Source organism: Pseudomonas sp. Je.1.5.c (genome assembly GCF_051129895.1).
Classification (GTDB): Bacteria; Pseudomonadota; Gammaproteobacteria; order Pseudomonadales; family Pseudomonadaceae; genus Aquipseudomonas; species Aquipseudomonas urmiensis.
Genome location: NZ_JBCPSP010000013.1, coordinates 1 through 20,477 on the forward strand (window position 1 = coordinate 1; position 20,477 = coordinate 20,477).

The following is a 20,477-nucleotide window of genomic DNA, read 5'->3' on the forward strand; positions in this document are numbered from 1 at the left end:
GTCGAGCACCATCTCAGCAGCCCGGATTTTCTGTTCTTTCGAGTATGACTTTCGCACTGATTTTGCCTCCAATTGGGCGCCATCATAGCGCCCGTAGAAGGTGTCCAAAATCATTAGGCCAGATCAACCTGCCTCCTGCTCTAATCCCTCTACACCCCCACGCAATCTCGAAATCCGCGGCGGATAGAAATGATCTTACAAGGGGAAACATTGGGTTTGGCGATAGTCGCAGCCTTGCAACTTCTGCAACGCACGCCAAACCCTATGCAAAGAACGGCTCAAACCAAACGGCTATCAGATCTTCGGCTTGACCGCCCTTGCTTGCTCGTCTGCCAGTTTCTGTTTGCGCTCAGCTTCTGCCTTGGCATCGCCAGCAGCCAGCTCATCAAACATCGACTTGGCATCAATGATCGACACAGTGTAGTGAGGCACCATGTCGTCACTTTGCGTCGAAGCGCCAACCGAGATGATTTTGCCGCAGTTTGGGCTGAACGAACGCGGGGCGCTTATCGACACGCCCGGGATATTGCTGCTGCGAGCGCCGCCCTGGCAAGGCGCCACGCCAGAGCCAAACCACTGTTTGCCGTTGCGGTCGTATTGCCAGTTGAAGCCGAGCCCCATCATGTTCGAGGTGCTGGAAGGTTTACCGAACTTTTCCGTCAGGGCTGCCTTGAGCGCGTCGATCTTGATACGCCCGCCTTCATCGAAGCGCTGAACGCGAGCGATGAACCAAACCTTGCCAGACTCGTTCTGCAGCGCTGCAAACTCGTCGGATGGCCCGCCTGCATTGGTGGTGCCAGTCCATGGCATCCGGTCGTCCGTCTTCGCCGTGACGCCAGCTTCCTGGCCGGTAGTCAGCATCAACGAAGAAATTTTGTAGTCGGGATTGGCCTTGGCAATGGCGGCCTTGGCTTCAGCCAACGAGGAACCGATGACCACGCCTGAAATATCGTCTGCGGCCAGGGTTGCCGTGCTTGCGAGGGCGGCAAGAGTGGCGGCGGCTAAGACACTTAACCCCTTCAGATGAGCGTTCTTGCAAGCCTTTTTCAGTACTTGCGCGTCGTTATGTTCGTTTGCAACAACAGCCAATTGCATGAGACCTCTTCCTGAAGTCGATTGAAGGACGCAAAAGGTATCACATTGTTTCCATTTGCAAAGCGCGAGAGCTCTGCTGCCAAATCGCCTCGTGGATCTCTGCGCTTCCGGCAGAACAGCATCATCGCCTCGGCCGCTCCAGATGCGGCCCAAGCGTCGAGCGGGGCCAATCTTACTCAGCTTTGGACTCTAGGCATCCGCTGAGCATTGCAGCGCCGAACAAGGCCAGCAGGGAGAGTGCGAGGGAGCGAATCATGGCGTGAACCCCTCGTCTTGGCTTTCATCAGGCGGAGTGATGTTCCAGAAGTTCTCGCTCGCTTCCTGTTGTTCCTTGGCCTTCTTCTCTGCTTCGGATTCCCAGCAACCGCTAAGCGACAGCGCAGTGAGGGCTACAAGCATTGCTCCAATGACGGTGCGTTTCATGAGGTTCCTTCCTGTGAAATGGCCGGGCGTTATACCAAAGATCCACATCCATCGCAAAACCTCACACCGCGTGCTGCCCGTCAGCTCTTCCCCTCTTGAACGATGAGCCTGACTCAATTCATTGCGCACGGTTGCGCTGTTCGCTTCGTTTTCGAATATACGAACGCATCGTCCTGCGTTGAATCCAACTGATAATAATGACTTGCAGTGCAATGCAGAGAACTATGAATACACCCCTGGCCGCTTTGCTCCATGGGAGCTCAAAGGACAGGGCGATCCATAGAAACATCAAGCTTCCTTGAAAAAACAGGCTCATCATTGAAGCTACAAAGAAATTAAACCGGGACCAGCTCTTTGGGACGAACTCCAACGGGCCCATGCAAAAGAGAACGATGCCGAAGGGCATACTAAACACGACCAGCAGCGTACCCAGGTCTACGTACCGGAGCAAAACGCACCATACGGCGAACCCTACCAAAGCAACTGTGCGCCAACGATTAGTCATCAGTGGCGAAAGAAGCACCTTCACTCTTTTCCGCCACCCCATCATCACTCTCCTTGTTTGGTGGTGACGAAGAAAAGGCCACCCATAAAAAAAATCCAGCCACCGTTAAGTGACTGGATTTTTTAGGGATTTTTGGTCGGGACGGAGTGATTCGAACACTCGACCCCTTGCACCCCATGCAAGTGCGCTACCGGGCTGCGCTACGCCCCGAACTGCTCTCGATACTGCTGAGAACGTTGAGAAATCTACCCTAAGCGTCTGATTAATGGAAGCTTTTTTTCAAAAAACTTTCCACTCGTCGGATCGGGTCACTTCTTCAGCACCACCAGCACATCTTCCAATTCAGCAATCATCTGCCGGATCAGTTGCTTGTACTGGGTGGTATCGTCCTTGGCTTCATCACTGGACAAACGCAACCGCGCGCCGCCGATGGTGAAGCCTTGGTCGTACAGCAGCGCACGGATCTGGCGGATCATCAGCACATCTTGGCGCTGATAATACCGCCGGTTACCGCGGCGCTTGACCGGGTTGAGTTGCGGGAACTCTTGCTCCCAGTAACGCAGCACGTGCGGTTTTACCGCACAGAGCTCGCTGACTTCACCAATGGTGAAGTAGCGTTTGCCCGGTATGGGGGGCAGCTCGTCGTTATGGCTTGGTTCCAGCATAGGCCTCAACCCGGGCTTTCAGTTTCTGCCCTGGACGAAAGGTGACGACGCGGCGTGCGGTGATCGGGATCTCTTCCCCAGTCTTGGGGTTGCGGCCCGGCCGCTGGCGTTTGTCGCGAAGGTCAAAGTTGCCGAAACCGGACAACTTGACCTGCTCGTTGTCTTCAAGCGCGTGGCGGATCTCTTCGAAGAACAACTCGACCAGTTCCTTTGCTTCGCGCTTGTTGAGCCCCAGCTCCTCGTACAGCCTTTCGGCCATCTCAGCTTTCGTCAGAGCACCCATGCCGTTATTTCCTTAACGTGGTGTTCAACCTTTGTTCGAGCGAGGTGAGGATCAACTGCAGGGTGGCGTTCACCTCATCGTCATTAAGAGTGCGCGATGGATGCTGCCAGGTCAAGCCGACGGCCAGGCTTTTTCTATCAGGATCAATACCTTTACCCTGGTAGACATCAAACAGCCTGAGGTCTGTGAGCCATTCGCCTGCATTGTCACGAATTACTTCAAGGACCGAGCTCGAAGCTACATCACGTCCTGCGATCAAAGCCAGGTCACGCCTGGTTTCAGGGAACTTGGACAGTTCGCTGAATTTTGGCAGGCGACCTTCGACCACTTCTTCCAGGATCAACTCGAAGACGAACACCGGGCGGTCCAGGTCGAGGGTCTTGGCGAGTTCTGGGTGAAGTGCGCCGAGGTAGCCGACTTCCTTGCCGTCACGTTCGATGCGAGCAGTCTGACCTGGGTGCAGGGCTGGATGCTTGCCGGCAACGAAGGTGAAGTCGTTGAGCGCGCCAGAGTAGCCCAGCAGAGCCTCTACGTCGGCCTTGACGTCGAAGAAGTCGATGTTGTCACGGGCGTTGGCCCAGCCTTCCGGCAGGCGGGTGCCAGTGACGACGCCGGCGATCATCGGCTGTTGCTTGAGATCACCCAGCTGGCCGACGAAGCGCTGGCCGCTCTCGAACAGGCGCACGCGATCTTGCTGGCGATTGAGGTTGTGCTGCAGTGCCTTGACCAGGCCCGGCCACAACGAGGCGCGCATGGCAGCCATGTCGTTGGAAATCGGGTTGGCCAGCAGTAGCGGCTCGACGCCAGGGGTGAACAGCTCGAACAGCTTCGGATCGATGAAGCTGTAGGTGATTGCCTCCTGGTAGCCGCGAGCAACCAGCAGGCGGCGCAGGGTTGGCAACTCGCCACGGGCTTCCGGAGCTCCTTTTGGCGCCAGACGCGCTTGCGGGTAGCGTACCGGCAGGTGGTTGTAGCCGTACAGGCGAGCCAGCTCTTCGATCAGGTCGACTTCCAGGCTGATGTCGAAGCGGTGGCTTGGAACATTGACGGTCCACTGCCCTGCCCCATTGCTGGTGGTCGTCAGTTCCAGGGCGTTGAGCAGTTGTTCGACCTGTGCTGGCTCCATCTCCATGCCGAGCATCTGGGTGATGCGTTCGGCTCGCAGGGTGATCGGCGCCACTTTAGGCAGGTGCTGCTCGCTGACGCTCTCGATGATTGGGCCAGCTTCGCCACCAACGACCTCCAGCACCAGCGCGGTAGCCCGCTCCATGGCTTCGCGGGCCAGCTGCGAGTCGACGCCGCGCTCGTAGCGATGCGAGGCATCGGTGTGCAGGCCGTAGGAACGGGCCTTGCCAGCGACCGAAATAGGCTCGAAGAAGGCGCTCTCAAGGAACAGGTCGCGGGTCTTCTCAGTATTGACACCGCTATGCTCGCCCCCCATGACGCCAGCGATAGCCAGGGCCCGGGTGTGGTCGGCGATGACCAGGGTATCGCTACGCAGGGCCACTTCTTGGCCGTCGAGCAGGACCAGTTTCTCGCCCTCTTCGGCCATCCGCACGCGGATGCCGCCGTTGATTTCGGCGAGGTCGAATGCGTGCATCGGTTGCCCGAGTTCAAGCATCACGTAGTTGGTGATGTCAACGGCGGCGTCGATGCTGCGCACATCACTGCGGCGCAGGCGCTCGACCAGCCACAGCGGGCTTGGCTTGGACAGGTCGACATTGCGGATGACCCGGCCCAGGTAGCGCGGGCACGCAGCCGGAGCACTGACTTCGACCGAGCGTACTTCGTCGTGGGCGGGCGCGACTGCAGGCACCGCCAGACGAGTGACCGGAACGTTGTACAGAGCGCTGACATCGCGCGCCAGACCGACTACCGACAGGCAGTCGCCGCGGTTCGGGGTCAGGCCAATTTCGATGCTGGCGTCGTCCAGGTTCAGGTATTGGCGAATGTCTTCACCAACCGGGGCATCGGCTGCCAGTTCGAGCAGGCCATCGTTTTCTTCGCTGATCTGCAGTTCGGCCGCCGAGCAGAGCATGCCGAACGACTCGACACCCCGCAGCTTGGCCTTCTTGATCTTGAAGTCGCCCGGCAGTTCGGCGCCGATCATGGCAAAGGGGATTTTTATGCCCGGACGGGCATTGGGCGCGCCGCAGACCACCTGGAAGGTTTCCTGGCCGCTGCTCACCTGGCAGACGCGCAGCTTATCGGCGTCCGGGTGTTGCTCGGTGCTCAGGATTTCGCCAACGACGATACCGCTGAACTGGCCAGCAGCCGGGGTAACGCTGTCGACTTCGAGGCCGGCCATGGACAGACGAGCGACCAGCTCGTCACGGGAGACTTGCGGGTTGACCCAACCGCGCAGCCACTGTTCACTGAATTTCATGCTGTTCTCCTGAAAGTTGCGTCGATTGGGCCTAGCGGAATTGGGCGAGGAACCGCAGGTCGTTGTCGAAGAACAGACGCAAATCGTTGACGCCATAGCGCAGCATGGCCAGGCGCTCGGCACCCATGCCGAAGGCGAAGCCCTGGAACTCTTCCGGATCGATGCCGGACATGCGCAGCACGTTCGGGTGGACCATGCCGCAGCCCATGACTTCCAGCCAGCCCGTCTGCTTGCAGACGCGGCAGCCTTTGCCGGAGCACATCACACACTGGATATCGACTTCAGCAGACGGCTCGGTGAAGGGGAAGAACGACGGACGGAAACGCACGTCCAGTTGTTTTTCGAAGAACACGCGTAGGAATTCTTCGATGGTGCCCTTGAGGTCGGCGAAGTTGATGTCGCGATCGATCAGCAGGCCTTCGACCTGGTGGAACATCGGCGAGTGAGTGATATCCGAGTCGCAGCGATAGACGCGGCCTGGGCAAACAATGCGGATTGGCGGCTGAGTGGACTCCATGGTCCGCACCTGCACCGGCGAGGTGTGGGTACGCAGCAGCATGTTGGCATTGAAATAGAAGGTGTCGTGCATCGCCCGCGCCGGGTGGTGGCCGGGGATGTTGAGCGCTTCGAAGTTGTGGTAGTCGTCTTCGACCTCAGGGCCTTCGGCAATGCCGTAGCCGATGTGGGTGAAGAACTGCTCGATACGCTCGAGGGTGCGGGTGATCGGGTGCAGGCCACCGGTGGTCTGGCCACGACCTGGCAAGGTCACATCAATGCATTCGGCCGCCAGGCGAGCGCTGAGCTCGGCCTCTTCAAAGGCAGCTTTGCGTGCGTTGAGCACTTCGGTAACGCGTTCCTTGGCGTCGTTGATCAGCGCTCCAACCTTGGGGCGCTCTTCGGCTGGCAGGTTGCCCAGGGTCTTCATCACCTGGGTCAGCTCGCCCTTCTTGCCGAGAAATTGAACCCGGATCTGTTCCAGGGCATTGATGTCTTCAGCGCGCTCCACAGCTTCCAGGGCTTGGGAGACCAGCGCATCCAGGTTTTCCATGTACAGACTCCAGATACGAAAATAGGGGAAGAGCTTTGAAGGCTCTTCCCCTATCGATGACGTTCAACACCCAGCGACGCTAGCATCGCCGGGTGATTGTCGTGGGTACTTAAGCCAGAACGGCTTTAGCCTTCTCGACAATCGCAGCAAACGCCGCTTTTTCGTTCACTGCCAGGTCAGCCAGAACCTTGCGGTCGATTTCGATCGACGCTTTTTTCAGGCCAGCAATCAGACGGCTGTAAGACAGACCGTTGGTGCGGGCACCGGCGTTGATACGAGCGATCCACAGAGCGCGGAACTGACGCTTTTTCTGGCGACGGTCACGGTAGGCGTATTGACCAGCCTTGATGACAGCCTGCTTGGCAACACGGAATACGCGCGAACGTGCACCGTAGTAGCCTTTAGCCAGTTTCAGAATTTTCTTGTGACGCTTACGAGCGATTACGCCGCGCTTTACACGAGCCATGAGTAACTTCCTCTATCTAGACCAGAATTAACGAACGCGCAGCATGCGCGCGACTTTTGCCACGTCAGACGGGTGCAGCAGGCTGCTACCACGCAGTTGACGCTTACGCTTAGTCGACATTTTGGTCAGGATGTGGCTCTTGAAAGCGTGCTTGTGCTTGAAGCCGGAAGCCGTTTTCAGGAAACGCTTCGCAGCACCGCTCTTGGTTTTCATTTTTGGCATGTTGGAACTCCGCATTCGATAAAATTACACAATAATCATCAGGCCTGCCGTGCCCGGGAGATTACTTCTTCTTTTTGGGGGCGATGACCATCATAAGCTGGCGTCCTTCCATCTTCGGATGCTGCTCAACGGTGCCGTATTCGATCAGGTCAGCTTCAACCCGCTTCAACAGCTCCATGCCCAGCTCCTGGTGGGCCATCTCACGACCACGGAATCTCAGAGAGATCTTGGCCTTGTCCCCATCACTAAGGAAACGTACCAGGTTGCGTAGTTTTACCTGGTAATCCCCTTCCTCCGTCCCTGGACGAAACTTGATTTCTTTGATCTGGATCTGCTTCTGGTTTTTCTTGGCCTCGTTGGCCTGCTTCTTCTTCTCGAAGAGGTGCTTGCCGTAGTCCATGACCTTGCAGACAGGAGGTACGGCGTCAGCAGAAATCTCTACCAGATCCAGCTTCGCTTCTTCAGCGATACGAAGCGCTTCATCAATCGAGACGATGCCAATCTGCTCGCCGTCAGCGCCAATTAACCGAACCTCGCGGGCCGAGATATTCTCGTTGATCGGGGCCTTCGGTGCAGTTCGTTTATCGTTTCTCATTTCACGCTTAATAGTTATTACTCCGATTCTTGGCGACCACGCCGGGAAACCGCATGCGCAAGGAGCTCAGCGAATTGGGCGACGGGCATGGAGCCCAGGTCAGCGCCTTCGCGAGTACGCACAGCGACGGTTTGCGTTTCGACTTCACGGTCCCCTATAACCAAAAGGTACGGGACCTTGAGCAAAGTATGCTCGCGGATTTTAAAGCCGATCTTCTCATTTCTCAAGTCAGACTTGGCACGGAAACCGCTATCGGTCAGGTTTTTTTCCACCTCAAGGGCGAAATCGGCCTGTTTGTCGGTGATATTCATGATCACCGCCTGGGTTGGCGCCAGCCAAGCTGGGAAGACACCGGCATAATGCTCGATGAGCATGCCGATGAAGCGCTCGAACGAACCGAGGATGGCGCGGTGCAGCATCACCGGACGCTTGCGGGCGTTGTCTTCGGCGATGTAGCTGGCGTCCAGACGCTCAGGCAGGTTCGGATCGTACTGCAGGGTACCACACTGCCAGTTACGGCCCAGGCAGTCGCGCAGGGTGAACTCGATCTTCGGACCGTAGAACGCGCCCTCGCCCGGCTGGTATTCCCACTCCAGGCCCGACTCGTTCAGGGCATCGGCCAGCGCACCTTCAGCGCGATCCCACAGCTCTTCGGAGCCGACGCGCTTGACCGGACGGGTCGAGAGCTTCATGGCGATGTCGGTGAAACCGAAGTCCTTGTACACATCCAAGGTCAGCTTGATGAAGTCGGCGGCTTCTTTCTTCACCTGATCTTCGGTGCAGAAAATGTGCGCGTCGTCTTGCACGAAGCCACGCACACGCATGATGCCGTGCAGGGCGCCGGATGGCTCATTGCGGTGGCAAGCACCGAATTCAGCCAGGCGCAGCGGCAGGTCGCGGTACGACTTCAGACCCTGGTTGAACACCTGCACGTGGCATGGGCAGTTCATCGGCTTTACCGCGTAGTCGCGGCTTTCCGACGAAGTGGTGAACATGTTTTCGGCGTAGTTGGACCAGTGACCGGACTTCTCCCATAGGATGCGGTCGACCACTTGCGGGGTCTTGATCTCAAGGTAGCCATTGATGCGCTGGACGTTGCGCATGTACTGCTCGAGCACCTGATACACGGTCCAGCCGTTCGGGTGCCAGAAGACCATGCCCGGGGCTTCTTCCTGCAGGTGGAACAGATCCAGCTGCTTGCCGATCTTGCGGTGATCGCGTTTTTCGGCTTCTTCGATGCGCTGGATGTAGGCCGCCAGCTGCTTCTTGTCAGCCCAGGCAGTGCCGTACACACGTTGCAATTGCTCGTTCTTGGCATCGCCGCGCCAGTAGGCGCCGGACAGCTTGGTCAGCTTGAATGCCTTGAGGAAGCGGGTGTTCGGCACGTGCGGACCGCGGCACATGTCGACGTATTCTTCGTGATAGTACAGGCCCATGGCCTGCTCATCGGGCATGTCTTCGACCAGGCGCAGCTTGTAGTCTTCACCGCGATTGTGGAAGACGTCGATGACTTCGGCGCGCGGGGTCATCTTCTTGATGACGTCGTAGTCCTTCTCGATCAGCTGCTGCATGCGCTTTTCGATGGCCGCGAGGTCGTCAGGAGTGAAGGGGCGCTCGTAGGCAATGTCGTAATAGAAGCCTTCGTCGATCACCGGGCCGATCACCATCTTGGCGGTCGGGTACAGCTGCTTCACTGCGTGGCCGATAAGGTGGGCGCACGAGTGACGGATGATCTCCAGTCCCTCTTCATCTTTAGGGGTGATGATCTGCAGGGTGGCGTCGTGCTCGATCAGATCGCACGCATCGACCAATTTGCCGTCGACCTTGCCGGCCAGGGTGGCCTTGGCCAGGCCTGCGCCAATAGAGGCAGCGACTTCGGCTACGGATACGGCGTGATCGAACGAACGTTGACTGCCATCGGGAAGAGTAATAGTGGGCATGGCGCCTCCTCTCCTAGTGGTGACCCCTACCAAAGGTCACGTGGGTTGGGATGAGCCAGTACAAGATCCGACCTGCCTTTCCCGCGGGAAAGCCTGCCTCACAGTGGCAGAAGCCTTTCGGCTTGCCAGGGACGAACCAGAGTGACTGGAAAATAAAATGGATTGCAGCCGGCACCAGGCCGCCGCAAGCCAAGCATGCTAGCACGCGGGTTGCACCCCAGGCAGAAATATTTGGAAATTACGCCCCAGGCTGAACTTGTGCGGAAATTTGCCTATCAGACTTTCTGAAGCATCCTACTCTGTATGAGACCTAACCCAAGGAGTGTCTGGTTATGCGATTTCAGTCTCTTTTGGCCCTGACTGCCGCCAGCGCCCTGCTGCTGCCCATGGCTGCAACCGCTGGCGATTTCCCGGCCGGCAAGCAAGCGGCCTATATGACACAGTGCCAGCAGGTGGCGACCGGCCAGGGCGTCGACGCCAATACAGCCAAAAAACACTGTGAATGTGGCGCACAAGCCATCAAGAAGAATTTCACAGACGATGAAATCAAGGATTTGGACAGCCAGGACGGGGTGGACGCCAAATTGATGCAAAAGGCGCAAACCGTGGTCCAGCAGGCCTGCAAGGCTAATTGACACGGCGATTTTGTGGCTTACTGCGCTTTTATTTGCGATGGATCAGCATAATCCGAAGGTAAAAGGCGCGACATCCGCAGAATTAGACTATGATGTACCTGGCGCACGTAGCTTCGGCCACATTTGCACCTCGATAAAAAATCATGTTTCTGGAGATTCACCCCATGTCCAATCGCCAAACCGGCACCGTCAAGTGGTTCAACGATGAGAAAGGCTTCGGCTTCATCACTCCTCAAGGCGGCGGCGACGACCTGTTCGTACACTTCAAAGCCATCGAAACCGACGGCTTCAAGAGCCTGAAAGAAGGCCAGACTGTTTCCTTCGTCGCTGAACGCGGCCAGAAGGGCATGCAGGCTGCACAGGTTCGTCCGGAGTAATTCGGATTGCTGTAAAAAAACCCGCCCTTGTGGCGGGTTTTTTTATGCCTGGGATTTGCGCCGCCAGTGGCAGGGCTTCCCATCGCGAGGCAGCCCGCTCCCACTCAATCGCTCAAACCAATACGTGGCAGCGGACTTGCGCCCGACGACAGGACCAGATCAGCCGCAGTTAACGCGAATGACCTTGCCCTGCTCATCAACGTTCAAGTTCAAGCGCTCAGAGCGATACTCCAGGGTGATCACATCGTGTGGCTTAAGGATACGCGCCATCTGCGAGCCACTGGCCTTGCGCGCCTGCTCGAGCAGGTCCGGGGTGCCCGGCTTGCCAACTGCAAAGTCGGCGCCACTGGCTTCGCAGCGGCCGTCGTTACCGGCTGGAGCCGCCGGGGCGTTGCCAGCAGCGCCGGAAGAACCGCCTGTGCTGCAACCTGCCAGGACTGTAGCCACCAGCAGGATTGCCAGGGAAGCACGAGTACGGAACATGAATCCTCCTAATCATCATGGGAACTGCTCTATGCGACAGTTCCACGCAAAATTTGTTGCAAAACCGCACAAGTCTGCCTGAATCGGCCGCTTGAGGCGAAACGCTAATCGTGACCGGATTTTGCACCACACCGATAGTTTGCCAACCGAGCGTTCTTATGCCTAAGTCGCAGGGCTATTGACGCAAAGGCATGATTTACTGCAATAAGTGGAGCGCAGCATGCCTCCCCACGAACGCCAGGGTCAGGTGTTCGCCTCATCGCCCGGGCCGTCACGAGAATCTCCCATGAGCAGTCACACCATCGATGCCGATATCAAGGTCAAATGGGCCGAGGGTCAGAGCGCCTACAGCCCAGGCACACCCGAGGAACTGCTATTGATTGCCGTCGATCTACTGGTGCGCGATCGCGGCAGTGAGGCGACCCGCAGCTTCATCGAACAGGTGCTCGAGCGCTACGCGCCGCACGAAGCTATTGCAATCGAGCCAGGCGCTCGCTGAGCAGGTCGAACAGGCCCTGGGCGTCGCCCTCAGCGATCCACAGCACATTGGCCGGTTGCTTGAGTACACCGTACCAATCCGCCACGGTCTGGCCGAAGGTTGGCCCTTCGCGGCTATCGACTGTCATGTGGAGCTGCCGCCCGCTGAACAACTCGGGCTTGAGCAGGTAGGCAATGACACTGGCATCATGCACCGGGCCGCCAGGCATGCCGTAAAGGTCCATATCGTGCTGGATGTAGGCGTTGATAATATCCACCACCTGCTTACTGGCCCGATTATCCACCGCAGCCAATTGCTTGAGGCGAGTCTCGCTGGTCAATAGCTTGTGGGTGACATCTAGCGGCAGATAGGTGAGCTTGACACCACTGGCCAGCACCACTTGCGCGGCATGCGGGTCGGCGAACAGGTTGAATTCCGCAGCCGGGGTGATATTGCCGCCATTGAAGTGCGCACCACCCATCACCACCACTTCCTTGATGCCGTCGACGATATCGGGTTGCTGGATCAATGCCAAAGCCAGGTTGGTTTGCGGCCCGAGCATGGCGAGGGTGATGCTATGCGGCTCGGCAGCGACCAGGGTATCGACCAGGTACTGCACCGCATTACCCTTGGCCGGGCCCTGCTTTGGCTCGTGCACACTGACGCCCGTAAGCCCTTCTTCGCCATGCACTTGGGCGGCGTAGATTGGCGGGCGCACCAGCGGGCGGCCGGCGCCAGCATATACAGGGATCTCCTCCCGGCCCGCCCACTCGCGCGCCAGGCGAGCATTGCGTGAGGTCTTTTCCAATCTCACATTGCCGGCAACGGTGGTGATGGCGCGAATGTTCAGCTCGTCAGGCGAGGCCATGGCTAGAAACAGCGCTACCAGATCGTCCGCCCCGGGGTCGGTATCGATGATCAGGTCGCGAGGCGCGGCCTGCAGGGTGGCGGCGGCGATGGTGGACATCAGTACGACTCCTTGTAGCAAACGTTTGAGCATCGAGCACTCCTTGCTGCGTGATGGATGGAAGACTTGCGCCCTGAACTTAAAAGGTAACGCCAGCGATCAGGGCAATGTTGCTATAGGGCTGGCACTCTCCCGTGCGCACGATAGCCTTGGCCTGCCTGCTCAGATCCTTGAACTCACTGTGGTGCAGACGTTCACGCCCGCCGAGCAAGCCTTGCGCATAGAGCTGCTCGATCTCCGCCAAGGCCGGCGGCGAAACCTGAAACAGCTCTTCGGCGAGCACGTGTCGCTCGACCTGCATCTCGCTCAGCACCGCGCGCAGCACACTGGCGAAATCAGGAATCCCAGGGGTCAGGGCCAAGTCGATCAGTTCGACAGCCGCCGGCACTGGCAGCCCCGCGTCACCAATAATCACCACATCGCCGTGCCCCAAACCGGCAATGGTGCGGGACAAGGCGATATTGAGCAGCGCGGTTTTCTTCACGGCTGCAACTCCCTGGCGTAAGGAATAGACGGCTGGGCGCCCGCTCGGGTGACCGACAACGCCGCGGCGCGCTGACCAAAAGCAATCGCCTCACCCTCCCCCATCCCCTGCGACAGCCCTGCCGCAAAACCACCAATGAAGGTGTCCCCGGCCGCAGTGGTGTCCAGCGGTTCGACGTGCGGCGCCGGGAAGTGCTGGCTGCCGTTGGCACTGACGAACAAGGCACCTTGAGCGCCGAGGGTGACGATCACTTTGCCCGCGCCCAGCTTCAGCAACTGCTCTGCGGCGCGACGGGCGCTGTCCTGGTCCGTCACGGGCAGGCCAGTCAGGGCCTCGGCCTCGCTTTCATTGGGGGTAAGGTAGTCAATATGGGCAAACCACTGCGCCGGCAGCGGCTCGCTAGCCGGCGCAGGATTGAGAATGACGGTCTTGCCCAGCTCGCGGGCGCGGGCCAGGGTCCAACCTACCGTCTCCAGCGGCACCTCAAGCTGACAGATGACGATCTCGGCAGCCTGCAACAAGGCGTCGAAACGCTGCACCGCCTCAGCGCTGAGCAACCCATTGCCGCCGGGAATGATGACAATGGCGTTTTGGCTCGAGGCATCCACCACGATCAACGCCACCCCACTGGACACGCCGTCGCACACGCTCACAGCCTGGCAGTCAACACCTTCGACCTGTAGCGCCTGGCGCAACTGCTGGCCGTAGGCGTCATCGCCGACGTTGCCGATCATCGCTACGCTGCCACCCAGGCGTGCAACCGCCACCGCCTGATTGGCACCCTTGCCTCCCGGAACAGTGAAGAAACTGTCGCCGGCCAGCGTCTCACCACCGCGCGGCAAACGCGTGGCGCGGGCCACCAGGTCCATGTTGAGGCTGCCGACCACTACTACCTTGGCATCCATGGCAATTCCTTAACGGTAATCATTGAACAAGTCTGGGCGCGGCCCGGTGGACTCACGCATGACGATGCGCGGCGCGACGATCCGCTGCTCGGCTTGCGCCGACTCGCGCCGGGGCGTAGCGATCCGCGAGAGCAGCAGCTCGGCCGCGCTTTCACCCAGCTCTCGGATCGATTGGCCAACGGTGGTCAGCGGCGGATAGACGTAACGGCTAAGCTCGATATCGTCGAAGCCGATCACCGACAACTCACCAGGCACATTGATGTTGCGCTCGGCCGCTGCGCGCAGCACGCCAAAGCCGATCATGTCATTGCCCGCGAAAATCGCCGTGGGGCGCGGGCCGTCGAGCAAGCGCGCGGCGGCCGCATGCCCGCCAGGACTGGTGAAATCGCAGTGCAGCACACGGTCTGCAGCGATCGGCGCATCGGCCTCAGCCATCGCCCGACGATAACCGGCCAGACGCAACTGGCTGACGCCGGTCTCGGCAGGGCCACCGATACAGGCGATATCGCGATGGCCCAATTCCAACAGATGGCGCGTGGCAAGGTAGGCGCCCTGCTCATGGTCGATGCGCACCAGATCAGCATCCACCCCCTCCAACGCGCGGTCGACGATGACCATCGGAGTGCGCACCCCAGACAGGCTGTGCAGCAGATCGCTGTCCTCGCCCACCGACGCCACCACCAAGCCATCGATGCGCTTTTCCAGCAACACCCGCAGGTAGCTGCGTTGCTTCTGCGGGTTGTCGTCGGAGTTACACAGAATCACGCAATAGCCATTGCGTTCGCAGCCATCCTCGATACCCCGGGCCAATTCGGCAAAGTACGGGTTGACGCTATTAGGCACGAGCAAGCCAATGGTGGCGGTGCTACGAGCTTTCAGCGAGCGGGCGACGGCACTGGGCACGTAATCCAGCTCGACGATAGCCGCCTCGACTTTGAGACGCACCTGCTCGCTGACCGGACGGGTCTTGTTCAGTACATGCGACACGGTGGTGTAGGAGATACCCGCCAGTGCCGCGACATCTTTGATGGTTGCCATGGGTTCAGTTCCGCCGGCTCGCGCGCCGGCTGCGATAAGTGTCGAGCACCACGGCGATGACGATGACCGCCCCGGTGATGATGCGTTTGGTAGGTTCCGAAGCGCCAATCTGCGCAAGGCCTGCGGCCAGCACGGAGATGATCAGCACGCCGAAGAAGGTACTGATGACCGAGCCACGCCCGCCCATCAGACTGGTACCGCCGATCACCACGGCGGCGATCACCTGCAGCTCAAGGCCAGAACCCGCATTGGGGTCGGCCGCCTCCAGGCGCGATATCTGAAACAGCGCGGCCAGGCCAGCCAGCAGGCCCATCAGGGTGAAGACCAGGATCTTGTATGGCCGCGGGTCGATGCCTGCCAGGCGCACGGCTTCTTCATTGGTGCCAATGCCGATCAAGTAGCGACCAAACACTGTGCGGGTCAGCACCAGCTGGGCAACGATGATCACCACCAAGGCGATGATGAACGCCGGCGAAATGCCAAAGGCGATGGGGTTGGAGAACCAGGCGAAAGCGTCACCGATGTAAGCGGTACGCGAATCGGTAAACTGGTAGGCCAAGCCACGTGCCATCTCCAGTACGCCCAGCGAGACGATGAATGAGGGGATGCGCCACGCCACGGTGATACTGCCAGTGACGCTACCGGCCAGTGCCGCCACTGCCATGCCGAGCAACGCCGCAGGCAGTACACTCCAGCCCCAGCCGAGGATCGCCACGCTCACCGCCGAGGCCGCCAGGGCCAATACCGAGCCCACCGACAAATCGATGCCGCCGATGATCAGTACGAACGTCATCCCTACTGCCAGCACCATCAGGTCGGGGATCTGGTTGGCCAAGGTACTGAAGGTCGCGTAAGACAAGAAATGGCTGCTCAACAGCGAGAACAGCACGATCATTACCGCCAAGGCGCCAGCCAGCCCGAGGTAGGTGCCCAGGCCAAAGTAGGTAGCAGTACGGCGCGCGGGAGCGGCACCTGAGTTTTGCAGGGGGGTGGTCTTCATGCGTCCATCCTGGGGGCTGCGTCGTGCAGCAGTGCGTCACGTTTCTGGTAGCCGGCGAATGCGGCGGCAAGCAGCTGGTCCTGGCTCCAGTCATCGCGCTCGAAGGTCTCGATAAGACGGCCAGCGGACAGCACAGCGATGCGATCACAGATCAGCATCAGCTCGCGCAAGTCGCTAGACACCACCACCAATGCCTTGCCTTGGCGCGCCAACTCGGCGAGCAAGCCATAGATGTCGAACTTGGCGCCGACGTCGATGCCACGGGTCGGCTCATCGAACAGCAACACCTGGCAGTCGCGCTCCAACCAGCGGCCAATCACTACCTTCTGCTGATTGCCGCCCGACAACTCGCCAACCAGCTGGGCAGGGCTGGCACTGCGGATGCGCATGGCGTTGATCTGGCGTTCAGCCAGAGCCCTTTCAGCGGCGCCATCGAGCACCCCAGCGCGGGACACCGCACCCAGGTTGCCCAAGGCGATATTGGCGCTGATCGACTGGGTCAGCAGCAGGCCTTCGCCCTTACGGTCTTCTGTGATCAAGGCAATGCCCGCGCGCACCGCAGCCTTGGGCGAATCGATGGTCACAGGCGCCGGCGGCAGACCCAAGGCAACGCTGCCGCTGTCGGCACGGTCAGCGCCATAGATCAGCCGCAGCAGCTCGGTGCGTCCGGCGCCAATCAGGCCGGAAATACCGAAGATCTCCCCTGCCCTCACCTCGAACGACACTTCGCGGACCTTGTCACCGCGGCTGAGCTTGTCGACCTTGAGCAACGGCGCACCGATGTCGCGGCGCCCCAGGTCGATATGCTCGCCCAGTTCACGGCCAACCATCAGGTTGACCAGCTCGGCGCTGCTATATCGTTGGATCGGCTCGACACACACCAGCTTGCCATCGCGCAATACGGCGATGCGCTGAGCCACCCGCTGCAGCTCCTCCAGGCGGTGGGAGATATAGACGATGGCCACCCCGCGCTGGCGCAGACGCTCGATTTGCGTGAACAGCAGCTCCACCTCGCGGGCGGTGAGCATTGCAGTCGGCTCATCGAAGATCAGCACATGGCAGTCGCCGATCAGGTTACGGGCGATTTCGACCATTTGTTGATGACCGATGCCCAGCTCGCCGACCGGCGTATCCGGATCGATCGCCTCCAGGCCGACTTGAGCCATGGCGGCGCCAGCCAACTGGCGCAGGCGCTTGTGGCTGATCCAACCAAAGCGGCTGGGCAGGTTGTCGAGAAACAGGTTCTCAGCCACGGTCAGGGTCGGCAGCAGATTTAGCTCCTGCATGACCATGCGCACGCCGAGACCCTCGGCCTCGCTACGGCTACCTGGAGCGTAGACCTGGCCGCGGTAAGTCATCTGCCCGGTGGTGGGGGTCTCCAGGCCGCTGATCAGCTTGGACAGGGTGCTTTTGCCGGCGCCGTTCTCGCCGGTCAGCGCCAGTACCTCACCGGCGCGCAGGCTCAGGGCAACGTCGCCAAGTACCGGCTGGGCGTAGCTCTTGCCCAGGCCGCTGACAGCGAGCACCGTTTCATAGGCCGATGCAGACATGGCCGTATCTCCTGCTGGGCTCAAGGCTTGGTGATCAGTTCGACCGGCGTCTGGATGACGTTATCGGCATCCACTTCAGGCTTTTCGCCCTTGATCATCTGCAGCGCCGCCTGAATGCCGTAGACCGCTTGTTTCTTGGCATCCTGGTCGAGGGTGGCGAGCACGCGGCCATCCTCGAGCATCGGCTTGATGGCATTGATGTTGTCGTAGCCAACCACCTGCACTTGCCCAGTCTTGCCAGCGGCACGTACCGCAGACACCGCGCCCAGGGCCATACTGTCGTTACCCGCCAGCAGCGCCTTGAGTTCAGGGTATTCGTTGAGCATGGCGGCGGCCACGGCATTGCCCTTGTCGATCTCCCAGTTGCCCGACTGCACCGAGACGACCTTCATCTGCGCAGCGTCCATGGCATCTTTGAAGCCGGCGGTGCGCTGCTGGGCGTTGGTGGTGGTCGGTACGCCTTCGATGATGCCGACCTGATCACCCGCCTTGAGCTTCTCTTTGGCCAGGTAATCACCGACCAGGCGCGCGCCCTTACGGTTGTCGGGGCCAACGAACGGCACGCTGAGGTTCTTGCTCTTGAGCACCTCGGGGTCGAGGCGGTTGTCGATATTGACCACGGTGATGCCCGCGTCCATGGCCTTCTTGATCACCGGCACCAGGGCTTTGGAGTCCGCAGGAGCAATTACCAGGGCCTTGGCGCCGGTGGCGATCATCTGCTCGACGATGCGGATCTGGTTGCCGGTATCGGACTCGTCCTTGATGCCGTTGGGCACCAGGTCGAAGTCGTTGGGGTGCTGTTTCTGGTAGTCCTTGGCCCCGTCTTCCATGGTGCGGAAGAACTCGTTGGCCAGCGACTTCATCACCAAGGCGACTTTAGGTTTGTCTTCAGCCTTAACCGAGAAAGGCAATGCCAAGGACAGCGTGGAGACGACAGCGAGGGTCAACAGACGAGCGGGGAACGGCAGTTTCATGGAAGATGACTCCGAATTTTGTGTTTTTTATCGGATCGCAAACGTTTGCGGTAAATAACTATGGAAACAAGACCCGCGTTTGTCAAATCCCTCTGCCGTAGTGTCGCCTGGCCATGAGCGTGGAGAATATCCGGAAAATACCCGGAAAACCGAACATCTTTTCCTACGCTTGTTCGGGAAGCCGAATGACAGTGGCTGCTGCCTGGTTTTTGCTGCTCGAAACATCGGCCGTAGACTTCGCACGCACCCCTGCTTTCCCCTGTACCTGAGGGGGGCGAATTGACAAAGAAGCAATTGCTGCTGGTTCAACAGGATGCTGCCGCTATCTGGTACGAAAACTGCCTTCACAGCTGTGCGACTCATAAATCTCATTAGGAAGAGAGAGAACAATAACGATGAAAACCGCACTGAAATCCTTCGCCCCTGGGGCACTCGCCCTACTGCTAATTCTGCCCACCGCCGTCTCGGCCAAAGAAGCCGAGCAACAACAGAAACTGGCCAATGTGGTGATCCTCGCCACCGGCGGAACCATCGCTGGCGCCGGTGCCAGTGCTGCCAACAGCGCCACCTACCAGGCCGCCAAGCTTGGGGTCGACAAGTTGATTGCCGGGGTACCTGAACTGGCGCAACTGGCCAACGTGCGTGGCGAGCAGGTGATGCAGATTGCCTCCGAGAGCATCAGCAATGAAGACCTGCTCAAGCTCGGCAGGCGTGTTGCAGAGCTGGCCGAGAGCAATGATGTCGACGGCATCGTCATCACTCACGGCACCGACACCCTGGAAGAGACTGCCTACTTCCTCAACCTGGTGGAAAAGACCGATAAGCCGATCGTAGTAGTTGGCTCGATGCGCCCAGGCACCGCCATGTCCGCTGATGGCATGCTCAACCTGTACAACGCGGTCGCCGTGGCCAGCAATAAAGATTCGCGTGGCAAAGGCGTACTGGTGACCATGAACGATGAAATCCAGTCGGGCCGCGATGTCAGCAAGATGGTCAACATCAAGACCGAAGCGTTCAAGAGCGCCTGGGGGCCGCTGGGCATGGTGGTCGAGGGCAAGTCGTACTGGTTCCGCCTGCCAGCCAAGCGCCATACGGTCAATTCCGAGTTCGACATCAAACAGATCAACAGCCTGCCCGCAGTGGACATCGCCTATGGCTACGGCAACGTGACCGATACCGCCTACAAGGCATTGGCACAAAACGGCGCCAAAGCACTGATCCATGCTGGTACGGGTAATGGCTCGGTGTCGTCGCGGGTAGTCCCTGCCCTGCAAGAGCTGCGCAAGAATGGCGTGCAGATCATTCGCTCTTCGCACGTCAATGCTGGCGGTTTTGTCCTGCGCAACGCAGAACAGCCCGATGACAAGAATGACTGGGTGGTGGCCCATGACCTGAATCCGCAGAAGGCGCGGATCCTGGCCATGGTCGCGATGACCAAGACCCAGGACAGTAAAGAGCTGCAGCGGATTTTCTGGGAATACTGATAGGCGCGTGAGTGGGGTCGCAATGTGAACCATTGCGACCCTATCGCCCGGGCAGGCCCGCCCCAAGAGCAATCAGCTTTTACCTTCTTTTGAGTAAGCAAAATCTCGAATTGCTCGGAACGAAACCTTCTACCACGGTCTTATAGGCTTTTCGACTTACATACTGTTGCGAAATAACCTACAGTGAAATACTGTATGTGCATACAGCAAAACAAGGAAAAGCCCAATGGCCAGTACCTCTCAAGCCACCCCTACGCCCTATCAGCTGCTTGGGGAGCGCATTCAGAAGATCATCAACAGCCCTACCGCCCAGCGCAGCCGCGCCGCACTGATCTTCCGCCTTGAACATGAACTGCCCGAAGACTGGGCAACCCTGCTCGATGAGATCGCCGAGAACGACAACGTCACCCTCGCCCACCGCGATGACGGCGGCGTGCAAATCTTCTGGACCGTGCCGAAGGAAGATTGATCGCA

Annotated in this window: 23 protein-coding genes and 1 tRNA gene; 5 read left to right on the plus strand and 19 right to left on the minus strand. The window is 59.3% G+C overall.

The features are described 5' to 3' along the window. Positions 1 to 294: 294 nt before the first annotated feature. From AAZU54_RS12085 to thrS, 11 genes are all read right to left on the minus strand, one after another. On the minus strand, positions 295 to 1,095 hold the full coding sequence (locus AAZU54_RS12085; RefSeq protein WP_186553616.1) for a hypothetical protein: 801 nt from the start codon (positions 1,093 to 1,095) through the stop codon (positions 295 to 297). A gap of 252 nt (positions 1,096 to 1,347) precedes the next feature. Continuing rightward, positions 1,348 to 1,518 (minus strand): hypothetical protein, encoded by a 171-nt coding sequence (locus AAZU54_RS12090; protein ID WP_186553617.1) that lies wholly within the window; start codon positions 1,516 to 1,518, stop codon positions 1,348 to 1,350. Between the two features lie 638 nt (positions 1,519 to 2,156). Further along, positions 2,157 to 2,233: transfer RNA gene (locus tag AAZU54_RS12095), tRNA-Pro, on the minus strand. A 98-nt stretch (positions 2,234 to 2,331) separates the two neighbouring features. Beyond that, positions 2,332 to 2,688 (minus strand): MerR family transcriptional regulator, encoded by a 357-nt coding sequence (locus AAZU54_RS12100; protein WP_043213594.1) that lies wholly within the window; start codon positions 2,686 to 2,688, stop codon positions 2,332 to 2,334. Further along, complete coding sequence (gene ihfA, locus AAZU54_RS12105) at positions 2,669 to 2,971, minus strand: integration host factor subunit alpha (RefSeq protein WP_009394049.1); 303 nt, start codon at positions 2,969 to 2,971, stop codon at positions 2,669 to 2,671. Before ihfA ends, AAZU54_RS12100 begins: the two co-directional genes overlap by 20 nt. A gap of 4 nt (positions 2,972 to 2,975) precedes the next feature. Next, positions 2,976 to 5,357 carry a phenylalanine--tRNA ligase subunit beta gene (pheT, locus tag AAZU54_RS12110; protein ID WP_186556119.1) on the minus strand — a complete coding sequence of 794 codons (2,382 nt, stop codon included), beginning with the start codon at positions 5,355 to 5,357 and terminating at the stop codon, positions 2,976 to 2,978. Positions 5,358 to 5,388: 31 nt separating this feature from the next. Further along, positions 5,389 to 6,405 carry a phenylalanine--tRNA ligase subunit alpha gene (gene pheS / locus AAZU54_RS12115; RefSeq protein ID WP_186556120.1) on the minus strand — a complete coding sequence of 339 codons (1,017 nt, stop codon included), beginning with the start codon at positions 6,403 to 6,405 and terminating at the stop codon, positions 5,389 to 5,391. A gap of 109 nt (positions 6,406 to 6,514) precedes the next feature. Further along, a complete protein-coding gene (gene rplT, locus AAZU54_RS12120) occupies positions 6,515 to 6,871 on the minus strand; it encodes a 50S ribosomal protein L20 (RefSeq protein WP_003250671.1) in 357 nt (118 codons plus the stop codon). 27 nt (positions 6,872 to 6,898) lie between these two features. Beyond that, positions 6,899 to 7,093: a 50S ribosomal protein L35 gene (gene rpmI / locus AAZU54_RS12125; protein WP_008100408.1), complete on the minus strand. Its 195-nt coding sequence runs from the start codon at positions 7,091 to 7,093 to the stop codon at positions 6,899 to 6,901. Positions 7,094 to 7,154: 61 nt separating this feature from the next. Then, entirely contained in the window at positions 7,155 to 7,706 is a 552-nt protein-coding gene (gene infC / locus AAZU54_RS12130) for a translation initiation factor IF-3 (protein WP_186556145.1), read from the minus strand. Beyond that, positions 7,706 to 9,628, minus strand: a complete 1,923-nt coding sequence (thrS, locus tag AAZU54_RS12135; protein ID WP_186556121.1) for a threonine--tRNA ligase — start codon at positions 9,626 to 9,628, stop codon at positions 7,706 to 7,708. The genes infC and thrS overlap by 1 nt, the downstream gene beginning before the upstream one ends. Positions 9,629 to 9,960: 332 nt before the next feature. On the opposite strand from thrS, the gene AAZU54_RS12140 reads away from it, so the two are divergent. After that, positions 9,961 to 10,263: a hypothetical protein gene (locus AAZU54_RS12140; RefSeq protein ID WP_186556122.1), complete on the plus strand. Its 303-nt coding sequence runs from the start codon at positions 9,961 to 9,963 to the stop codon at positions 10,261 to 10,263. A 164-nt stretch (positions 10,264 to 10,427) separates the two neighbouring features. Then, positions 10,428 to 10,640 carry a cold-shock protein gene (locus tag AAZU54_RS12145; protein ID WP_110993890.1) on the plus strand — a complete coding sequence of 71 codons (213 nt, stop codon included), beginning with the start codon at positions 10,428 to 10,430 and terminating at the stop codon, positions 10,638 to 10,640. 159 nt (positions 10,641 to 10,799) lie between these two features. On the opposite strand, the gene AAZU54_RS12150 is transcribed toward AAZU54_RS12145, so the two are convergent. Then, positions 10,800 to 11,123, minus strand: a complete 324-nt coding sequence (locus AAZU54_RS12150) for an I78 family peptidase inhibitor (RefSeq protein ID WP_186556123.1) — start codon at positions 11,121 to 11,123, stop codon at positions 10,800 to 10,802. A gap of 286 nt (positions 11,124 to 11,409) precedes the next feature. Here AAZU54_RS12150 and AAZU54_RS12155 point away from each other — a divergent pair, with 286 nt between their 5' ends. After that, positions 11,410 to 11,622 (plus strand): hypothetical protein, encoded by a 213-nt coding sequence (locus tag AAZU54_RS12155; protein ID WP_186556124.1) that lies wholly within the window; start codon positions 11,410 to 11,412, stop codon positions 11,620 to 11,622. Here the strand turns inward: AAZU54_RS12155 and AAZU54_RS12160 are convergent. Genes AAZU54_RS12160 through AAZU54_RS12190 form a run of 7 tightly spaced genes read right to left on the minus strand, consistent with a single transcriptional unit; the run spans position 11,594 to position 18,519 of the window. Beyond that, positions 11,594 to 12,601, minus strand: coding sequence for a nucleoside hydrolase (locus AAZU54_RS12160; RefSeq protein WP_434727208.1), 1,008 nt, complete (start codon positions 12,599 to 12,601; stop codon positions 11,594 to 11,596). The two genes, AAZU54_RS12155 and AAZU54_RS12160, sit on opposite strands and share 29 nt — an antisense overlap. A 46-nt stretch (positions 12,602 to 12,647) precedes the next feature. After that, a complete protein-coding gene (gene rbsD, locus AAZU54_RS12165; RefSeq protein WP_186556126.1) occupies positions 12,648 to 13,052 on the minus strand; it encodes a D-ribose pyranase in 405 nt (134 codons plus the stop codon). After that, complete coding sequence (gene rbsK, locus AAZU54_RS12170; protein WP_312152644.1) at positions 13,049 to 13,957, minus strand: ribokinase; 909 nt, start codon at positions 13,955 to 13,957, stop codon at positions 13,049 to 13,051. Before rbsK ends, rbsD begins: the two co-directional genes overlap by 4 nt. A 9-nt stretch (positions 13,958 to 13,966) precedes the next feature. After that, positions 13,967 to 14,995, minus strand: coding sequence for a LacI family DNA-binding transcriptional regulator (locus AAZU54_RS12175; protein WP_186556128.1), 1,029 nt, complete (start codon positions 14,993 to 14,995; stop codon positions 13,967 to 13,969). Between the two features lie 4 nt (positions 14,996 to 14,999). Continuing rightward, positions 15,000 to 15,995 carry an ABC transporter permease gene (locus AAZU54_RS12180; RefSeq protein WP_434727209.1) on the minus strand — a complete coding sequence of 332 codons (996 nt, stop codon included), beginning with the start codon at positions 15,993 to 15,995 and terminating at the stop codon, positions 15,000 to 15,002. Then, on the minus strand, positions 15,992 to 17,545 hold the full coding sequence (locus tag AAZU54_RS12185; RefSeq protein WP_434727210.1) for a sugar ABC transporter ATP-binding protein: 1,554 nt from the start codon (positions 17,543 to 17,545) through the stop codon (positions 15,992 to 15,994). The genes AAZU54_RS12180 and AAZU54_RS12185 overlap by 4 nt, the downstream gene beginning before the upstream one ends. A 20-nt stretch (positions 17,546 to 17,565) precedes the next feature. Beyond that, the gene (locus AAZU54_RS12190) at positions 17,566 to 18,519 is read right to left on the minus strand and encodes a sugar ABC transporter substrate-binding protein (RefSeq protein ID WP_186556131.1); all 954 of its coding nucleotides are present in this window, start codon (positions 18,517 to 18,519) and stop codon (positions 17,566 to 17,568) included. A 395-nt stretch (positions 18,520 to 18,914) separates the two neighbouring features. Here AAZU54_RS12190 and AAZU54_RS12195 point away from each other — a divergent pair, with 395 nt between their 5' ends. After that, positions 18,915 to 20,003 (plus strand): asparaginase, encoded by a 1,089-nt coding sequence (locus AAZU54_RS12195; protein ID WP_186556132.1) that lies wholly within the window; start codon positions 18,915 to 18,917, stop codon positions 20,001 to 20,003. Between the two features lie 226 nt (positions 20,004 to 20,229). Next, positions 20,230 to 20,472, plus strand: coding sequence for a DUF1654 domain-containing protein (locus AAZU54_RS12200; RefSeq protein ID WP_186556133.1), 243 nt, complete (start codon positions 20,230 to 20,232; stop codon positions 20,470 to 20,472). Positions 20,473 to 20,477 lie beyond the last annotated feature (5 nt).

What these genes read in the sequence shown, in the direction of transcription:
- AAZU54_RS12085 (WP_186553616.1), bottom strand. Translation starts at nt 1,095, where the DNA reads ATGCAATTGGCTGTTGTTGCAAACGAACATAACGACGCGCAAGTACTG.
- AAZU54_RS12090 (WP_186553617.1), bottom strand. Translation starts at nt 1,518, where the DNA reads ATGAAACGCACCGTCATTGGAGCAATGCTTGTAGCCCTCACTGCGCTG.
- AAZU54_RS12100 (WP_043213594.1), bottom strand. Translation starts at nt 2,688, where the DNA reads ATGCTGGAACCAAGCCATAACGACGAGCTGCCCCCCATACCGGGCAAA.
- ihfA (WP_009394049.1), bottom strand. Translation starts at nt 2,971, where the DNA reads ATGGGTGCTCTGACGAAAGCTGAGATGGCCGAAAGGCTGTACGAGGAG.
- pheT (WP_186556119.1), bottom strand. Translation starts at nt 5,357, where the DNA reads ATGAAATTCAGTGAACAGTGGCTGCGCGGTTGGGTCAACCCGCAAGTC.
- pheS (WP_186556120.1), bottom strand. Translation starts at nt 6,405, where the DNA reads ATGGAAAACCTGGATGCGCTGGTCTCCCAAGCCCTGGAAGCTGTGGAG.
- rplT (WP_003250671.1), bottom strand. Translation starts at nt 6,871, where the DNA reads ATGGCTCGTGTAAAGCGCGGCGTAATCGCTCGTAAGCGTCACAAGAAA.
- rpmI (WP_008100408.1), bottom strand. Translation starts at nt 7,093, where the DNA reads ATGCCAAAAATGAAAACCAAGAGCGGTGCTGCGAAGCGTTTCCTGAAA.
- thrS (WP_186556121.1), bottom strand. Translation starts at nt 9,628, where the DNA reads ATGCCCACTATTACTCTTCCCGATGGCAGTCAACGTTCGTTCGATCAC.
- AAZU54_RS12140 (WP_186556122.1), top strand. Translation starts at nt 9,961, where the DNA reads ATGCGATTTCAGTCTCTTTTGGCCCTGACTGCCGCCAGCGCCCTGCTG.
- AAZU54_RS12145 (WP_110993890.1), top strand. Translation starts at nt 10,428, where the DNA reads ATGTCCAATCGCCAAACCGGCACCGTCAAGTGGTTCAACGATGAGAAA.
- AAZU54_RS12150 (WP_186556123.1), bottom strand. Translation starts at nt 11,123, where the DNA reads ATGTTCCGTACTCGTGCTTCCCTGGCAATCCTGCTGGTGGCTACAGTC.
- AAZU54_RS12155 (WP_186556124.1), top strand. Translation starts at nt 11,410, where the DNA reads ATGAGCAGTCACACCATCGATGCCGATATCAAGGTCAAATGGGCCGAG.
- AAZU54_RS12160 (WP_434727208.1), bottom strand. Translation starts at nt 12,601, where the DNA reads ATGCTCAAACGTTTGCTACAAGGAGTCGTACTGATGTCCACCATCGCC.
- rbsK (WP_312152644.1), bottom strand. Translation starts at nt 13,957, where the DNA reads ATGGATGCCAAGGTAGTAGTGGTCGGCAGCCTCAACATGGACCTGGTG.
- AAZU54_RS12175 (WP_186556128.1), bottom strand. Translation starts at nt 14,995, where the DNA reads ATGGCAACCATCAAAGATGTCGCGGCACTGGCGGGTATCTCCTACACC.
- AAZU54_RS12180 (WP_434727209.1), bottom strand. Translation starts at nt 15,995, where the DNA reads ATGAAGACCACCCCCCTGCAAAACTCAGGTGCCGCTCCCGCGCGCCGT.
- AAZU54_RS12185 (WP_434727210.1), bottom strand. Translation starts at nt 17,545, where the DNA reads ATGTCTGCATCGGCCTATGAAACGGTGCTCGCTGTCAGCGGCCTGGGC.
- AAZU54_RS12190 (WP_186556131.1), bottom strand. Translation starts at nt 18,519, where the DNA reads ATGAAACTGCCGTTCCCCGCTCGTCTGTTGACCCTCGCTGTCGTCTCC.
- AAZU54_RS12195 (WP_186556132.1), top strand. Translation starts at nt 18,915, where the DNA reads ATGAAAACCGCACTGAAATCCTTCGCCCCTGGGGCACTCGCCCTACTG.
- AAZU54_RS12200 (WP_186556133.1), top strand. Translation starts at nt 20,230, where the DNA reads ATGGCCAGTACCTCTCAAGCCACCCCTACGCCCTATCAGCTGCTTGGG.